The sequence below is a fragment of the Paracoccus sp. SSK6 genome, assembly GCF_039770665.1.
GTDB lineage: Bacteria > Pseudomonadota > Alphaproteobacteria > Rhodobacterales > Rhodobacteraceae > Paracoccus.
Genome location: NZ_JBDPNJ010000007.1, coordinates 48,485 through 62,212 on the forward strand (window position 1 = coordinate 48,485; position 13,728 = coordinate 62,212).

At 60.7% G+C, this 13,728-nt stretch carries 12 protein-coding genes and 1 tRNA gene; 4 read left to right on the plus strand and 9 right to left on the minus strand.

What is annotated here, in order from left to right; genetic code table 11:
- Positions 1–678, minus strand: coding sequence for a HEPN domain-containing protein (locus AAIL68_RS07050; RefSeq protein WP_347138967.1), 678 nt, complete (start codon positions 676–678; stop codon positions 1–3).
- Position 679: 1 nt separating this feature from the next.
- The gene (locus AAIL68_RS07055; RefSeq protein ID WP_347138968.1) at positions 680–1,744 is read right to left on the minus strand and encodes an AAA family ATPase; all 1,065 of its coding nucleotides are present in this window, start codon (positions 1,742–1,744) and stop codon (positions 680–682) included.
- Between the two features lie 216 nt (positions 1,745–1,960).
- Between AAIL68_RS07055 and AAIL68_RS07060 the strand changes: the two genes are divergently transcribed.
- The gene (locus AAIL68_RS07060; RefSeq protein ID WP_347138969.1) at positions 1,961–3,109 is read left to right on the plus strand and encodes a hypothetical protein; all 1,149 of its coding nucleotides are present in this window, start codon (positions 1,961–1,963) and stop codon (positions 3,107–3,109) included.
- 781 nt (positions 3,110–3,890) lie between these two features.
- Here the strand turns inward: AAIL68_RS07060 and AAIL68_RS07065 are convergent.
- Both AAIL68_RS07065 and AAIL68_RS07070 read right to left on the minus strand, forming a co-directional pair.
- Positions 3,891–5,594 carry a VapE domain-containing protein gene (locus AAIL68_RS07065; RefSeq protein ID WP_347138971.1) on the minus strand — a complete coding sequence of 568 codons (1,704 nt, stop codon included), beginning with the start codon at positions 5,592–5,594 and terminating at the stop codon, positions 3,891–3,893.
- Between the two features lie 35 nt (positions 5,595–5,629).
- Positions 5,630–6,136, minus strand: a complete 507-nt coding sequence (locus tag AAIL68_RS07070) for a hypothetical protein (RefSeq protein WP_347138972.1) — start codon at positions 6,134–6,136, stop codon at positions 5,630–5,632.
- Positions 6,137–6,992: 856 nt separating this feature from the next.
- Here AAIL68_RS07070 and AAIL68_RS07075 point away from each other — a divergent pair.
- Both AAIL68_RS07075 and AAIL68_RS07080 read left to right on the plus strand, forming a co-directional pair.
- Positions 6,993–7,160, plus strand: a complete 168-nt coding sequence (locus tag AAIL68_RS07075; RefSeq protein ID WP_347138974.1) for a hypothetical protein — start codon at positions 6,993–6,995, stop codon at positions 7,158–7,160.
- Positions 7,161–7,557: 397 nt separating this feature from the next.
- Positions 7,558–7,896 (plus strand): hypothetical protein, encoded by a 339-nt coding sequence (locus tag AAIL68_RS07080; protein WP_347138976.1) that lies wholly within the window; start codon positions 7,558–7,560, stop codon positions 7,894–7,896.
- A gap of 157 nt (positions 7,897–8,053) precedes the next feature.
- Here the strand turns inward: AAIL68_RS07080 and AAIL68_RS07085 are convergent, their stop codons facing one another.
- From AAIL68_RS07085 to AAIL68_RS07105, 5 genes are all read right to left on the minus strand, one after another.
- Entirely contained in the window at positions 8,054–8,329 is a 276-nt protein-coding gene (locus AAIL68_RS07085) for a hypothetical protein (RefSeq protein WP_347138978.1), read from the minus strand.
- A 112-nt stretch (positions 8,330–8,441) separates the two neighbouring features.
- Positions 8,442–9,629: an AAA family ATPase gene (locus AAIL68_RS07090; protein WP_347138979.1), complete on the minus strand. Its 1,188-nt coding sequence runs from the start codon at positions 9,627–9,629 to the stop codon at positions 8,442–8,444.
- A 139-nt stretch (positions 9,630–9,768) separates the two neighbouring features.
- Positions 9,769–10,995: a site-specific integrase gene (locus tag AAIL68_RS07095; RefSeq protein WP_347138980.1), complete on the minus strand. Its 1,227-nt coding sequence runs from the start codon at positions 10,993–10,995 to the stop codon at positions 9,769–9,771.
- Between the two features lie 251 nt (positions 10,996–11,246).
- Positions 11,247–11,321 (minus strand) — tRNA-Asn (locus AAIL68_RS07100).
- 58 nt (positions 11,322–11,379) lie between these two features.
- A complete protein-coding gene (locus AAIL68_RS07105; RefSeq protein ID WP_347138981.1) occupies positions 11,380–12,240 on the minus strand; it encodes an MBL fold metallo-hydrolase in 861 nt (286 codons plus the stop codon).
- Positions 12,241–12,274: 34 nt separating this feature from the next.
- On the opposite strand from AAIL68_RS07105, the gene AAIL68_RS07110 reads away from it, so the two are divergent.
- Positions 12,275–13,621, plus strand: a complete 1,347-nt coding sequence (locus AAIL68_RS07110) for an ATP-binding protein (RefSeq protein ID WP_347138982.1) — start codon at positions 12,275–12,277, stop codon at positions 13,619–13,621.
- Positions 13,622–13,728: the final 107 nt, after the last annotated feature.

Sequence of the window (13,728 nt, forward strand, 5' to 3'; positions counted from 1 at the left end):
CTAGCCGAATATTCCCTGATCTTCATCGTCCTGATCATCGTCGGCTTCTGGAAGACTCTCAGCGATAACGTGCGGTAGATGCTCACCTAACATCGTGATAAACGTAATGGTCAACTCAGTATCCGTCTTGTCGATGGGCCAAAGCGTTATGCCGGCCAAGGTCGGATTCACGTCAGCTTCATGGGCAATTTGGTTCCTTCTCTTCCATATGCTCTTGAGTTGCCCTTTCAGATCCTTCTCAGTGACCGCATCTGCAGCATCCCGACCGGCGTTAATGCGAGCGACTATCTTTAACCACGGCTTTTCGCAGTAACAGGAGAGTAGTTCGGCCAGTTTGGCTGGGTCGACAAAAGCCTTGAAGGAATTCGATTGGCGAATATGAGTAGCGGCGGCCGTTAACCGCTCCTCAGGATCAGTTATTGTCATAACCTCCATTGGGAGGTTAATTTTTCGGGTTTTTGAGCCGTTCTGAAAACGGTGTTTCGCTTCAATGAGAGCCACCTCATGAGCGAAAAAGTCAAACGAGCTTACCGCCTGAAAGTAAGCTGACCTCAGAGCATCGTCATTTGCTGGATTATCTCGCCGAATAGCTGTCAATGCATCGTAAAGATCGATCAGCTGACGAGCCCTGTCCATTGCGTGCTCAAATGTCCGTATGGCGTCTCCAAATCGATCCATCTTAGAAAGTAGCCGTCATCGCAATAATTTTGGCTGCCCCTTGCTCAAATCCCTTTCGGACATCTTCGATTTTTTCAACATAGGTCTCTGCAACCTTACCCCGGAAGTTGGTATCTTGGTCTAGATCTATAGCAAAAACCGGTTTTGCGAGATCCTGAGCAGTCGCAATTAGACCGTCGAGTGATCCGATCTCCATAAGGAAATCTTCAGGAGGAGCGCCCGCGGTCTCATAGACCTCTTTAGGTAGAAGCATATTCGATCCTTTAAGGGCCGCAATCAGCTCTGTGGATTTTGTTTCAGCGAGCCGATCGAACCATTTTTGGAATGCATGGGTAGGTCGTGCCTCCTCATTGTTCCTGGATCTCTTGCGAAAGTTTTGAACCGATGAACCTAGATATTTTGGGGTTATATCAGGAAACGGATAATCGGCACCTTTAAGGATTGCATTACCTGCTGCTTTCCTGCCCCATTCAGCCCATTTGGGAAGTGTTCTGGCCAGGGAGCGCAATGCCATTGACGAGAATAAGTCTGGCGCCATTGGTATGATGAACGCGTCACTGGTCATGAACAAGTTCTGGTTGATCGCGCCCAAGCTTGGGCTCATGTCTATCAAGGCGAAATCGATGTCGTATCTATCCCCCGTCTTTTCGATAGCGTGATGCAGCGCACCAGGAATGTTCTGAAGGGCGGAGAGGGTATTGCTTAGCTCATGAGAAACTGCCAGCTGACTCTCATACTCTGATAGACCGACGTGCCCCGGCAACAAGAACAGATCGCTTCTCGAGGGGGACCGATAAAGTTCAGTCGCTTCGATCATATATGGTCTGGACTCAAAGGCTGGTCGGACGGCATCTCGGATGTTTCTGGGCTTCTGTGGCGACACACTTTCGAAGGGATAATCCTCCGTATCCATGTCGCCAAGGAAGACGCCGGTCAGATTGCACTGAGGATCACAATCCACGAGCATTGTGCGCTTACCGAGTGATGCCAACATCCAGCCCAAGTGGAATGTCATGGTGGTTTTCGCAACGCCACCTTTGTGGTTAAAAATCGCGATTTGCTTCATCAATACATCCTGTCCCTTTTTGGCGACGGTATATCCATCAAACGGTGGACGACAAGACGATTTGAACATTCTGTGTCGGAGCGCAATCACCAGTTTTTTTAACTATTACAGCAGGATACAGAAAATCTGCTGAACAAAACCCCCGGCGGACCAAGAAGGGTTTTCGGAGGCATCGACGATCATGAAGGCATCAACCCACGCCGAAAGGATTGCCGAATGCATATCGAGATCAACTCCAGGACTCTTGCTTCCGCCGCCGCGGCGGCAGCCAGGGTCGCAGGGAGAAAAACGGCGGTCGCGCCGATCTATCACCACGTCCTTCTGGAAGCTGATGCCGCGGGCCTGACGCTGACGGCGGTGGATGATCGGGTGTCGCTTCGCCGCCGGGTTGGCGTCGAGCATGTCCATCGCGCTGGTAAGGTCTGCCTGCCCGCTGAAACGCTCTCCGCTCTCGCGTCCAAGATCCCTCCGGCCGCAACCGTCTCTCTCGAATACGATACGGCCGGCGCATCCGTCATGCTTTCTTTCGGGAGAGCCCGGCACGCAATCCCGTGCCTGCCGGCCGATGATTTTCCGCCGTTGGCATCTGATACCTACGAGTCTTCCGTTCAGGTTGACGCCGCCTCGCTCAACTACGGTCTCACCGGATGCGCCCCTTTCGCGGAGAGGGACATCGAGCACGTCACGCACAGCCTAGCCGGCGTCCACATCCGGAAGACCGGAGACACCGTGGAGATGGTCGCAGCAACGCAGCGCCACGCCGCTCGGGAGTTCCTGGGCGCAGACGGCGACGTGACACCGGTCATCATTCCCCATAGCTCGGTCCAGATCATCTCTAGCCTCCTGTCGGGTGTTGAAGGCCCGGCCATCCTGAAAACTTCCGCTACAAAAGTCAGGATCGAGATCGACGGCATCGAGATGGTGTCTCGCGTCATCGACGCAATCTTCCCGAACATTGACGGTGCGGAGGAAGCGCTGTCCTTCAATCAGTCATTCGTCGCTGATCCCGTCGAGATCAAATCGGCTGTCGAACGACTCAAGGTCCTTGCGGAGCAAGACACTAAGTTGAAGACCACGCGATACATCCACATGACGGCTCATCGCGACACGCTCTATATCTACGCGTCTCCGACCTGCGTAGAGGAGATGACGATCACCCCCGTTGAGAAGCAGGTATCCATCAGTCTCGGGAGCGGAAACCTCGCCCTCCTGCTGTCGTCAGTCCAGGGGGAGACCGAGGTAAAGGTCAGCATCGATGGCGAGGCCTCCGGCGGCGCGATGAAAGTCGAGCCGATCGGCCGCCCCGCCCGCGCTTTCTGCATGGGGATGCGTATGAAGCAGCCCGCGCTTCCGGAATTGGCCTGACATTCCCACTCTTCCCGAAAGACAAAAGCCGCCCTCAGGGGCGGCTTTTAAGTTTCCGCCTGCAAAACAAGGGATTTTTCGAAAAAGGGGCTGATGGCGACGGCGGAACTCAACTCCGACCAGGCCCGAAAACCCCCGATTTCACCCCTGAAACACCCAAATCTGCTCTCTCACAGCGCCTTCGTTCCGATTTGCACGTATCAGCCAGCGGGATGAGGACGCTCTGAGAGAGCGTTCAGGACCGCCGTTCTCCGCACCTCCGGGAACGCAACATAGCCGGGCCGGGGCGTCGTCCGATACGCTCTGGGCATGGCAGTCATCGACGCAACCTCTTTCGCAATGCCCACAGACCACGCGGGATACCTTGCGCAGCTCGAAGACGCGATCTTCCGGGGCGCGGAATACGTCTCGTATGGCGGCGATCGCAACCTCGAAGAGAGGCTCCGCATCAGGGACATCCTGAGCAGGGAAGTCGGGAGACCCGCACCTCCTGAACAAGGCCGCGCCCTCGGCGCGCCATGTTCAGGAGGCCATGACATGAGGATCTGAACCCGATCGGGGGATTCTACAGCATCCCGCATGGCGCCGGATATCAGTATGATCGGCCTCTCCCGAAGATCTTGAGGGCCGACATCCGCTTATCTTTCGACGTGAGATGCGAAGTGAATGAATGGAACAGGATCGCGACGGTCAGCATTAGCAACATCCGGTCGCACACCTTAGCTGCATAAGGAAGGCGGGGCATCTAGCCCCGCCTCGCCGTATCGCCCCGCATTATCGTTTACCCGAACTGAAGCTCTTCGGGGTGATCCAAGACTTCCGCCGCGTCCAACGTCTCCTCATCGTCGTCTCCCGCGTCCCGGCGCCGGAGGGCGGCGATCAGGCCTTCCCGATCTACGACCAGTCTGCGCTGACGGCCGAGGGTCCGGGTCCATGGGATGGTGGCCTTGTTACCGTCGGCCTTTATCCACTCGATCTTTTCGAGAGCCGATGCGATATCGTTGCCTTTTGCTTTGCTGTCACGGAGTGAGTTGACGTTGTATCCGGCATGCTCGAGCATATCCACGAGCATCTCGCGGCACCACATCGTGCGGTAGATCTTGCCTTCGTGGGCCATGAAGAAATCGCTGTTCGTCGCCTCCGCCGCTGAGATACTGTCCCACGGGGACATAAGGAAAGCTTCGATCTGCCCGTGGATCGCGTCGGCTTCCGTCTCCATGGAAGCCAAGGCTGTTAGGCGCCGCTGGATGACCTTTGCTTCGTCGGAGAGCGTCAGGTTCCGGACGCCATCCGCCCAGAGCTGCCGGAAACGAACGAGGGCCTCAGCCCGGACCTGCGGCATCTCGGCTTCGAGTGCGTCGGTGTCGATTGGGTTGAATTCGCTGAACGAGGGGTCGATGATGACCGGAAGGTAGCGACGGTTGCCCAGCGGGTCGCGGAGATACGCCTGCTTTTCGGTCGTCCCGGCGAGGACTGAGGACAACTTCCTGATACTGGTGCTCTTCTCGAAGGCCAAACGGACTTTGGCTTTGCCTTGCGAAATAAGGATCTTTGCTTCGTCGAAAGGCATGGCCAGTAGCGCGGTCAGTTCAGGCATCTCGACGATGTGACTGCCGACCAGGGCCTCCGTTTTCGTCTTGATGTCTTTCATCGAGGACGCTTCAACCTCGGTGTGATGCTGCTCCCCGGCAATTTTCTTGAGCGCGGTCGATTTTCGTGAGCCCGTCTTCCCTTGGATGACCAACATATACTGATAATCATAGCCGGGGACGTAGATGCGGGCGCACATCGCGAGAAGGAAGATCCGTGCGACCTCACGGTGATAGATGTTGTCCGGCGTCTTGAAGTGACGGATGAAGAAGGTGTCGAGGCGGGCGACGCCATCCCAAGGCTCGGCTTCGTAAAGCTCTTTGATGGAGTGGAAAGAGCGTCGCCGGGCGACGGACGAGATGGACTGACGAACGTCATCCAGACGCATGTTGATCCCCCATCCCCCAGTCGGCTCGGGATCGGAGAGCCAGGACCGGATGTCCTCGGCGTGATGGTCCGCGAGGAGGAGGTATTCCCCGTCCTCGAGAATCATCGGCGCGAGGTCCTCGGCCAGCTCAACACCCCTCGTCAGGACGGGGGTGCAGGTCATCTCATTGTATGCGAGGGCACCGCCGATCTTCGGGTCCAGAGCCAAGATTTTACGAACGTTGTGCAGGGTCGGCTTGTAACCAAGGAACGCCCCCTTGCTGTCTTCCCTGCGCTGCAGCTGGGCCCGGAGGTCGAGGTCAGCGTTGATCTCGTCTTCCTGCTCGGCCGCCTCATCGAGCATATTCTCGGAAACCCTGATCGTCACGGGCGGGTGGTAGTCTTCCCACTCCTGAACCGCGACGTATTCGCTCAGGTCATCATCGGGCGCGTCCATCTCCGCGATCTGAGCATCCAAGTCGGCAGCGAAGGTGACAGCGGCGTCGGGCATGTGTTTATCGTCCTGCATGGCAGGGGAGGTCCTTTATGGGGGTCAAGGGGGCGTCAGGCGGGGGTGTTGTCGGCGTAGATGTCTTCGGCGTGCTGCTGTGCGTCGCCCTGCGGGTCGCCGGACCGGGCCGAGACGGGCGAATACATCTGCACCACCGGCAGATCCGGGCCGGCGGCGTCGAGGGCGAGAATGAGGACTGACCAAGCGCGGGCGTAGCTCACTGTCTGTCGGCTGCGGCGCAGGGCGCGGAGCATCGACGGACGGAGACGGATCAGCTCTGCGCGGGTCTGGTCGAGAAGGTCTACGATTTCGGGAAGTGACCCGATGATCAGTCGAAACGGCTCGTCGCGGCGGTAGCCTGCGAGGCTTGCGGTGCAGGCGACGGAATAGAGCAGGTCAACCGCGTCTTCGGACACTTCCCGGTTGAGAGAGCTGTAAGCGACGAGTTCTTTTGCGTCTGAGATCTGGCTGATCAGCGTGAAGAGATCGGTCAGATCCTCGGTCTGTTGGCGGCTAATCGCGTGGATCAGGCTTGCGTGGGGGAGCATGTCGAGGGCCATCTTCGGGTTCCTTGTCTTGATGACCCATGATGACTCGCGGGCCCGAAACCCGCCCCCGGGACGCCGGGGGTTTTGTTCAGCTAATTCGCCGTATCTCGTTATGACGAAAGGAAAAAACAGCAGATCCGTTGCGTAGCAAAGTGTTCAAGTTGGACACTGGAACGCCACAACGCGGACGGTCCTGAACCTTCATCCTGCTTCCTAAACCGCTTTCAGGAGGCGAAAATGACACCAGGACGGCACAGCAGCTGCTTGCGGAGGCCGGGTATTACCGGGCCGCGGTCGATGGACGAATCTGTCCCGCGACCAGGGCGGCGGTTGAGCAGATCGAGAGGAATGCGGATGATCGGCGCGTGGGGTCGTGGCCTTTCACTCGGCGCCTGATTGCGGCGGCGCAAAGAGTCCTAGCGGCACAGGGGTATTACAAGGGGCTGATCGACGGCATCACCGGGCCGAGGACCACGGGCGCCGTGACGGCATGGCGGTCGGCAAAAGCAGGACCTGTCGTCCTTTCTGAACCTGCGCCCGTGAAGGGCGCTCAGCGATGGCTGGACCGTCTGGACATCGCGGCGATGAACCGAGCATTCGGGAGGCCGGGTTCGGCACAGGCGACGGCGGGGCGGTGCGTCCTGCCAGTTCCTTTTGTTCTGGCGTGGGACAAGGGCCAAAAGATCAGCACCTTCGCCTGCAACAGCGTCGCCGCGCCCGTCTTCCAGAGGATCTTTGAGGAGGCGGTCCAGCACTACGGGGAAGCTGCCTACAGAAGGCTAGGACTGAACCTCTTCGGCGGGTGCTACGCCAACAGGACTATGCGGGGTCGAACACGACGACTTCGACCCATGCATGGGGTGTCGCTGTGGATCTGGATCCGGAGCGCAATCAGCTGCGCTGGGGCCGGTCGAGGGCGTCCTTCGCGAAGCCCGACTACGACGCGTTCTGGTCGATCGTAGAGGGTCATGGCGGCACCAGCCTGGGCAGGAAGCGCGATTACGACTGGATGCATTTCCAGCTGTGCAACGAATGAGAGGGTCGATGGGATATCGTCCTCACCCCACCGGAAAGCCAATCGGCCGGCCGCCTTTGGTCGGCGGGTCGGGGCGCAGGGAGCCGGTCGTCGTCATCGTCCAGGTCGGAGCGCAACCGGGCGGGTCCGGGGTCTCGTCTATCCTCCCTTCAGAAAGCAAGGTGCGCGATGGAAGCAGCTGACCAGTCACTGGTGACGCTGATGCCGTCCTGCATCGTGATTATGATCCTGTTCTTGCTAGGAAAATAGGACCCCATGCAGATCCTTGAACAACTCCTGACTCTGATGACATCCCTCCTGCTCGCGCTGGCCGGCCTGATCGCGGCCCGCTTCGAGGCACGGATCAAGAAGATGACGCATATCGAGATGTAGTCGTATCACCGGGACGTCCTTCACCTTGGCCCTGTCCACCGGGGTCAAGCTGGCAGTCGCGAAACTGGTGCGGGACGGGAAGTCCGTGAACACGCATATCGAGGACATTAAAGCGCAGGGCGTCGCATATGCTCGCCAGTCCGTGCCTGATGCGATCGAATACCTGAAGGCCCAGTTCGATCGTCTACTGGATCTGGCGGAGAGCAAAATCGACGAGTCCGTCCCGTTTATCGAAATGGATGCTGAGAGGCGCCCCGTGAACGTCGTCCTGGATGGGAAAGAAGCCGCGACATTTTACGCACCCAAAGCAAGCCTCGACCAACTCGAGATGGATCTGAGCAAGGTGTCGCGGGCCAAGTCCTGAGCGGCATTCCAGAGCGAAGTAAGGCCCCCTTTCGGGGGCCTTTTGCATTCCTGAGCGCTCTCTCCCGCGGCCTTCATGCCTGAGACTGCACGTGCGAACGTTCATCAGGGCACTCTCAGGGCCAATTCCTGGGGTATCCAGACACCTCAAATTGGCATCAGCGGGGCATGCAGCGATAGAACCCGCCGTGCGACAGCCTGTCTTGCTCCTCGTTGACAGCCAGGCAGATGCCTTCAGAATTGAATTTGGCGCGCTGGGCCTCAGCCGCGCGGCATCCGCCCTGTCCCGCCTGGCAGGATTCAATCAGTTTATTGTATCCGTCGATCGCCGCACGGTCTTCACCGGACAACGCGTTAGCGTCTCCCCCGGCCATAGAGAAGAAGACTGCGACGAGGACCAGGACGGCAACGGCGGCAGAGACAATCAGCTTCATAGATAATTCCTTTCAGAAGATGCTGAGGGATTGCAGGGACTCGATGATGTCGAGCCAGTCCGCGAGCGCGGGCGCTTCGCTCCAAACAAAAGCCAGGGCGACGAGAGCGCGGTCAGTGCAAAGGCTCTTCATCGCCTTGGATTTCCTCTGCTTTTTCGATGCTCCGGATGATCGTGCGCAGGTCGATGCGTCGGTATCGCGCTCGGTCGGATAGAGTCCTGGAGAGGAAGGCGATCACCTCCGGATCCAAGCGGCCGGAGGCCAAGAGTCGGGTGATCTGCGGCACGTCAGCGGCTTGGATCCCGTCAAGGCGGATCACGTGAACGCGCGACAACAGCGCGTCTGGGATGCCCTGCAGCGAGTTCGAGGTCATGGCCCAATTAACATTCGTTAAGTCAAACTCGAGGCCGTAGAAGGGACACCGCCAGCTGCGCGCGGTTTCAGGCTCAAGCATCGACAGAAGAGCTGAATGAGCGCCCGGCAGTGCCCGACCACTGCTGGTCTCTGCCCGATCGGAAGCGCTGTCGATCTCGTCAACAATGATGATGGGGTTAGCGACCCTGCGCTGGAGGATCGTGCGAACAACAAGGCCGGCGTGCGCAGAACTCCATCCGCGCTCCATGCCCGTCAAGCTGAAGACACCGCCCCCGCTTGCCCCAAGGTCAATGGAGACAGACGGCACTCCGTAAACCGCAGATACTCTGCGAAAGAAAGCCGACTTGCCGATGCCCGGTGGGCCTAGGAGAAGGATGGGCGGAACGTGATAGTGCTCGCCCCGGCGCGCCCGGTCACGCATCCGGCGCATGACGTGTGTGCTGACTCGAGACATCCACGGCATCTCGCTGTGCAGGCCGGCGATAATCTCGTCGGACTCGTCCGACGTGACGCAGCCTGCGAGGCAGACGCCGCGAGATGCCGCATAGATCGCCTCGGTCTGAGACTCGTCTTTCAGCCAAGCTAGATCAGGGAGAGCCTCGGACATGCGCGCAAAGAGGGCGGAGGACCGTCGCTTGATCTTCTGAATGTCTGCAGGTCGAAGCGGCGGCGGTCCGTCTTTTTCAGTGAAAAGGGTCAAACGCTCATACGGCTTGACCGTCTCAAAGACCACGTCCCGCGCATCGCCGAGGCTCAGACCGATCTGCTCGACGAGGTAGCGCATCTGCTCGTCGATCCGCGCATAGCGCTGGGCACGGAGGACTTTGAGATGCTCCTCCAGGCGTGCCCGGATCACGCGAGCGGTGATAGTCGGGTATTTCGGCGCCCGGAAGGGCAGCACATATGTCCGCTTGGATCGTCCCATCTGTCACCCCATTCCCGAATTGCGCGGGAAGGCGCGACACGCCTACCCGATCAGCCTGTTGCTGATATCGCTATTCGAGAAAGGGGGCGCATGGTGTTGATCATGCACCCATTATATCGGCGGGCGATTCGTGAGGCAATCAGAAAACGCGGGGAATGCGTTGGATCGCTTCGAGCATCTCGGCCGGCTCCGAGTCCGAGCCGTAAACCCGGTCTGTGATCGATGTGGGGGTGTGGCCCAGGATGTCCTTGATCACACGGTCCCGGATATCCCTCATCTTCCCGAGCTGATCGACGACCGTGTGACGGAAGGAATGGAAGCATCGGCGAGGCAGCTCATCCGGCCGGAGACGTTCGGACATGATCTTGCGCCAGTTATAGTCGATGCAGTTGCCCAGCTTCGATTTCGCCGACTTACGATAGAGGCCAGGGAATAGTCGCCCCTCACCGTCCCGCAGATTGAGGATACCCAGTTCGATCAGGTGAGGATGAACCGGGACCTTGCGGATCGAGGATTCAGTCTTGATGCCGCGCTCTTCGTTCTCATCAAACCGAAAGCACCAGACGCCCCCTTCTTCGTGAAGATCGTTGACGGTCAGTCCCGCAATCTCTTCCCGCCGGGCGCCGGTGTAAGCGGCGACCAGGGGAAGCCAATAAAGGCCGTCCTGGATGATCTTGTCGCCGGGCTCATGCCGCCGCGCGATGTTGGCGCACCCGGTCCAGGTCGGAGCCCCGAAGATCCGGCGAAGCTGGTCCTCGGTGAACGCGAGGCGATCGTTGCGAGAACGCTTCGTTTTCTTGCGGCGGAGGGCGGTAGGCCTCAGCTTCGGGTCAATATGGATGCCTTCGTCGCCCGCCCTGGCAACGATCTGCTGGAAGACCTGAAGGATCCTGTTCGTCGTCCCGGCGGCCAGGCCGACAGGGCGCCCTTCCTGCTCAGCTTTCATCGCGATCTCCCGAAGAGGCATCTCTCTTTCCTTGGCGCTCTTTCGATACGACGGCGGCAGACGGCCCAGAAGATCGCTAAGTTCTACGACATGGTGCTGACGCATTTTGCGAATATCGGAGATGCCGGTTCCTTCTTCGATCAGGGCGGCCGTCTTCCTGATCGCGTCGCATGTGTCTGTATTTGCGGCACCGTCTTTCAGCAGTGCTCTGATCAGGCGCGAGGTGACGGACTGGATAGAGGGATCAAGAGCGGGCGCATCTTCCTCCTCTTCCCGAATAACCGGAGGCGCGGACTGCCCGGCCACGGAGGCTAGGATGCCGCCCTCTGCCATGGCGCCGCGGATGACGGCAAAAGCCTGCTCCAGCGAAATTTCTTGTCTGATCATACGGTCCCATACCCCCTCGGATGCAGCGGTCACGATGACGGCAAGGCGGCGGGCTGCACGCGGGCATGAGGTTCCCAGCGCGATCTGGACGACTAGCCGCCCAGCTTTTCGTCTCCAAGAGTAATATCGTCCGCGTCTAATGAGATGTGTTGCGATAGGCATGGGCAGCGTCCTCGTTCGGACGGCCCCGCCGGTGTCACCTGGGTGACATGCGCCGAATCAAAGCGCCGGTGTCACCCCGTCAGGGCTTCACCTTCCTGAAATCGTAACTGTTTATTAAAAACTGGCTCCGGCGGTAGGGATCGAACCTACGACCAATTGATTAACAGTCAACTGCTCTACCGCTGAGCTACGCCGGAACACGGGGGCCGTATAGCAATGCCGCCGGGGGGCGTCCAGAGGGGTTTTGAGGTTTTTTCACAAACTCGCAAATTCGCTGTCCGGGTGCAGGTCGCCCAAGGGCGCGATCGCGCCCAGGTCGGTCAGCGCCAGCAGGTGGGCCAGGACGTTGCGGGTCGCGGCGGGCAGCAGGACCGGGGGCACGTCATAGATGCGCCGGGCCAGGGCAGCGGCGTCCGCCGGGCCGTCGCGCAGGGCTGCAAGGATCTGCGCGGTGCGCTCGCGCCGGTGCGCGGCCAGTTCGGCCAGCCGAGACAAGGGATCCTCGATGGGCTCGCCATGGGCGGGCAGCAGGCGGCGGGGCTGGAGCTGCGCCAGCCGATCCAGCGTGCGCAGGTAATCCGCCAGATCGCCGTCGGGAGGCGAGATGATGGTGGAGGACCAGCCCATCACCACGTCGCCGCACAGGATCCAGTCGTCCCACAGGAAGGCAAGGTGGCCGCCGGAATGGCCAGGGGTGTGCAGCGCTGTCAGGCGCCAGCCGGATCCTTCGATCACGTCGCCGTCGCGCAGGGTGATGTCGGGGGCAAAGGCCAGATGCAGTCCCTCGCCTCCGCCCGTGGCGCCGCCCGCGAGGCGCTGCATCATCGGCGACCGCCCGGCCAGGGCATCGCCGAAGGCCAGCACCGGGGCGCCGGTCAGCCGCGCCAGGGCGGGCGCGCCCGCGCTGTGATCCAGATGCGCGTGCGTCACCAGGATATGGCTGATCCTTCCCTGTCCCGCTTCCACGATGGCCGCCAGATGGCCGGGATCGTCCGGGCCGGGGTCGATCACCGCCACCTGCTCATGTCCCAGCAGGAAGGTGTTGGTCCCCGGCCCGGTCAGGGGCGACGGGTTCGGGGCAAGGATTCGCAGCAGGTCTTTCGTCCGTCCGTCCATGCCGCTAGCCTTAGCACGACCGGCGGGGGTTTCCATGGCGAACCAGACAGAAGGCGGCTGGCTGAAGGGCTTTTTCCCGCGCGGGCTTTACGGCCGCGCGGCGCTGATCCTGTTCCTGCCGGTGGTGGTCGTCACGCTGGTCGTCAGCGTCATGTTCCTGCAACGCCATTTCGAAGGCGTGACGCGGCAGATGACCACCAGCATGGCACGCGAACTGGCCTTTGTCGCCGCCCGGATCGACCTTGCGGACGGGCAGCGCGACGCGGGCCACGAAATCGCCGTGCCACTGGGCGTCACCATCGGGGCGCCCGAAACGGATGGCGACGGGGATCAGCGCCTGTTCTATGACTTTTCAGGCCGCGTGGTGATCGAGGAACTGCGCGCCCATCTGCCCGCCCTCCGCGCCATCGACCTGGCCAGCGATGAAAAGCGGGTGATCGTGACCATCGACGGGCCCGCCGGTCCTTATTCGCTGTCCTTCGACCGCCGCCGGGTCAGCGCGTCCAATCCGCATCAGCTGCTGGTGCTGATGGTCTTCACCTCGTTCCTGATGACGGGAATCGCCACGATCTTCCTGCGCAACCAGTTGCGTCCCATCCGGCGCCTGGCCGAGGCGGCCGAGGATTACGGCAAGGGCCGGATCGTGCCCTATCGCCCCTCGGGCGCGACCGAGGTGCGCAGCGCGGGCGCGGCCTTCCTGGACATGCGCAACCGCCTGGAACGCCAGAACGAACAGCGCAAGATGATGCTGTCGGGGATCAGCCACGACCTGCGCACGCCCCTGACCCGCCTGCGGCTGGGCCTGTCGATGATCTCGCCCGACATGCCCCCCGACGACGATGAACTGCGCGCCATGGAGGCCGACATCGCCGAGATGAACCGCATGGTCGATGCCTTCCTGGACTATGCCCGCGACGAGGCGCAGGACAGCGCGCCCGAACCCACGCCCGTGTCGGATTTCGTGGACGGCGTGGTGGCCGATGCGCGGCGGGCGGGCCAGCAGGTGACATTGCGGGCGCTTGACGGCGACCCCGACGGCTGGGCGACCTTCCGTCCCGACATGCTGCGCCGCGCCTTGGAGAACCTGCTGGGCAATGCCGCGCGCTACGGCACCCGCGCGGAACTGGACGCCACCCTTGGCCCCCGCAGCCTGCGCATCGGGATCGAGGATGACGGCCCCGGCATCCCCGACGAGGCGATGGAGGCCGCGATGCGCCCCTTCACCCGCCTGGATCCGTCGCGCAACCGCAACAGCGGCGGGGGCGCGGGCCTTGGCCTTGCCATCGCCGCCGATGTGGCACGCGCCCATGGCGGGCAGTTGCGGCTGGGCCGGGGTCAGCGCCTGGGGGGGCTGCGTGCCGAAATCGTCATCCCGCGATAGGTTGCGCCGGAAATAGCAGGCATTTTCTGCGTCATATTGAATGGCGCGCGACGCCGCCCTAGATTGTCGGAACGCAGGGGCCGTGTGTCGCCATGACGGGGCCACGG

Coding starts and splice junctions, on each gene's coding strand:
- AAIL68_RS07050 (WP_347138967.1), bottom strand. CDS start 678: ATGGATCGATTTGGAGACGCCATACGGACATTTGAGCACGCAATGGAC.
- AAIL68_RS07055 (WP_347138968.1), bottom strand. CDS start 1,744: ATGAAGCAAATCGCGATTTTTAACCACAAAGGTGGCGTTGCGAAAACC.
- AAIL68_RS07060 (WP_347138969.1), top strand. CDS start 1,961: ATGCATATCGAGATCAACTCCAGGACTCTTGCTTCCGCCGCCGCGGCG.
- AAIL68_RS07065 (WP_347138971.1), bottom strand. CDS start 5,594: ATGCAGGACGATAAACACATGCCCGACGCCGCTGTCACCTTCGCTGCC.
- AAIL68_RS07070 (WP_347138972.1), bottom strand. CDS start 6,136: ATGGCCCTCGACATGCTCCCCCACGCAAGCCTGATCCACGCGATTAGC.
- AAIL68_RS07085 (WP_347138978.1), bottom strand. CDS start 8,329: ATGAAGCTGATTGTCTCTGCCGCCGTTGCCGTCCTGGTCCTCGTCGCA.
- AAIL68_RS07090 (WP_347138979.1), bottom strand. CDS start 9,629: ATGGGACGATCCAAGCGGACATATGTGCTGCCCTTCCGGGCGCCGAAA.
- AAIL68_RS07105 (WP_347138981.1), bottom strand. CDS start 12,240: ATGGACGGACGGACGAAAGACCTGCTGCGAATCCTTGCCCCGAACCCG.
- AAIL68_RS07110 (WP_347138982.1), top strand. CDS start 12,275: ATGGCGAACCAGACAGAAGGCGGCTGGCTGAAGGGCTTTTTCCCGCGC.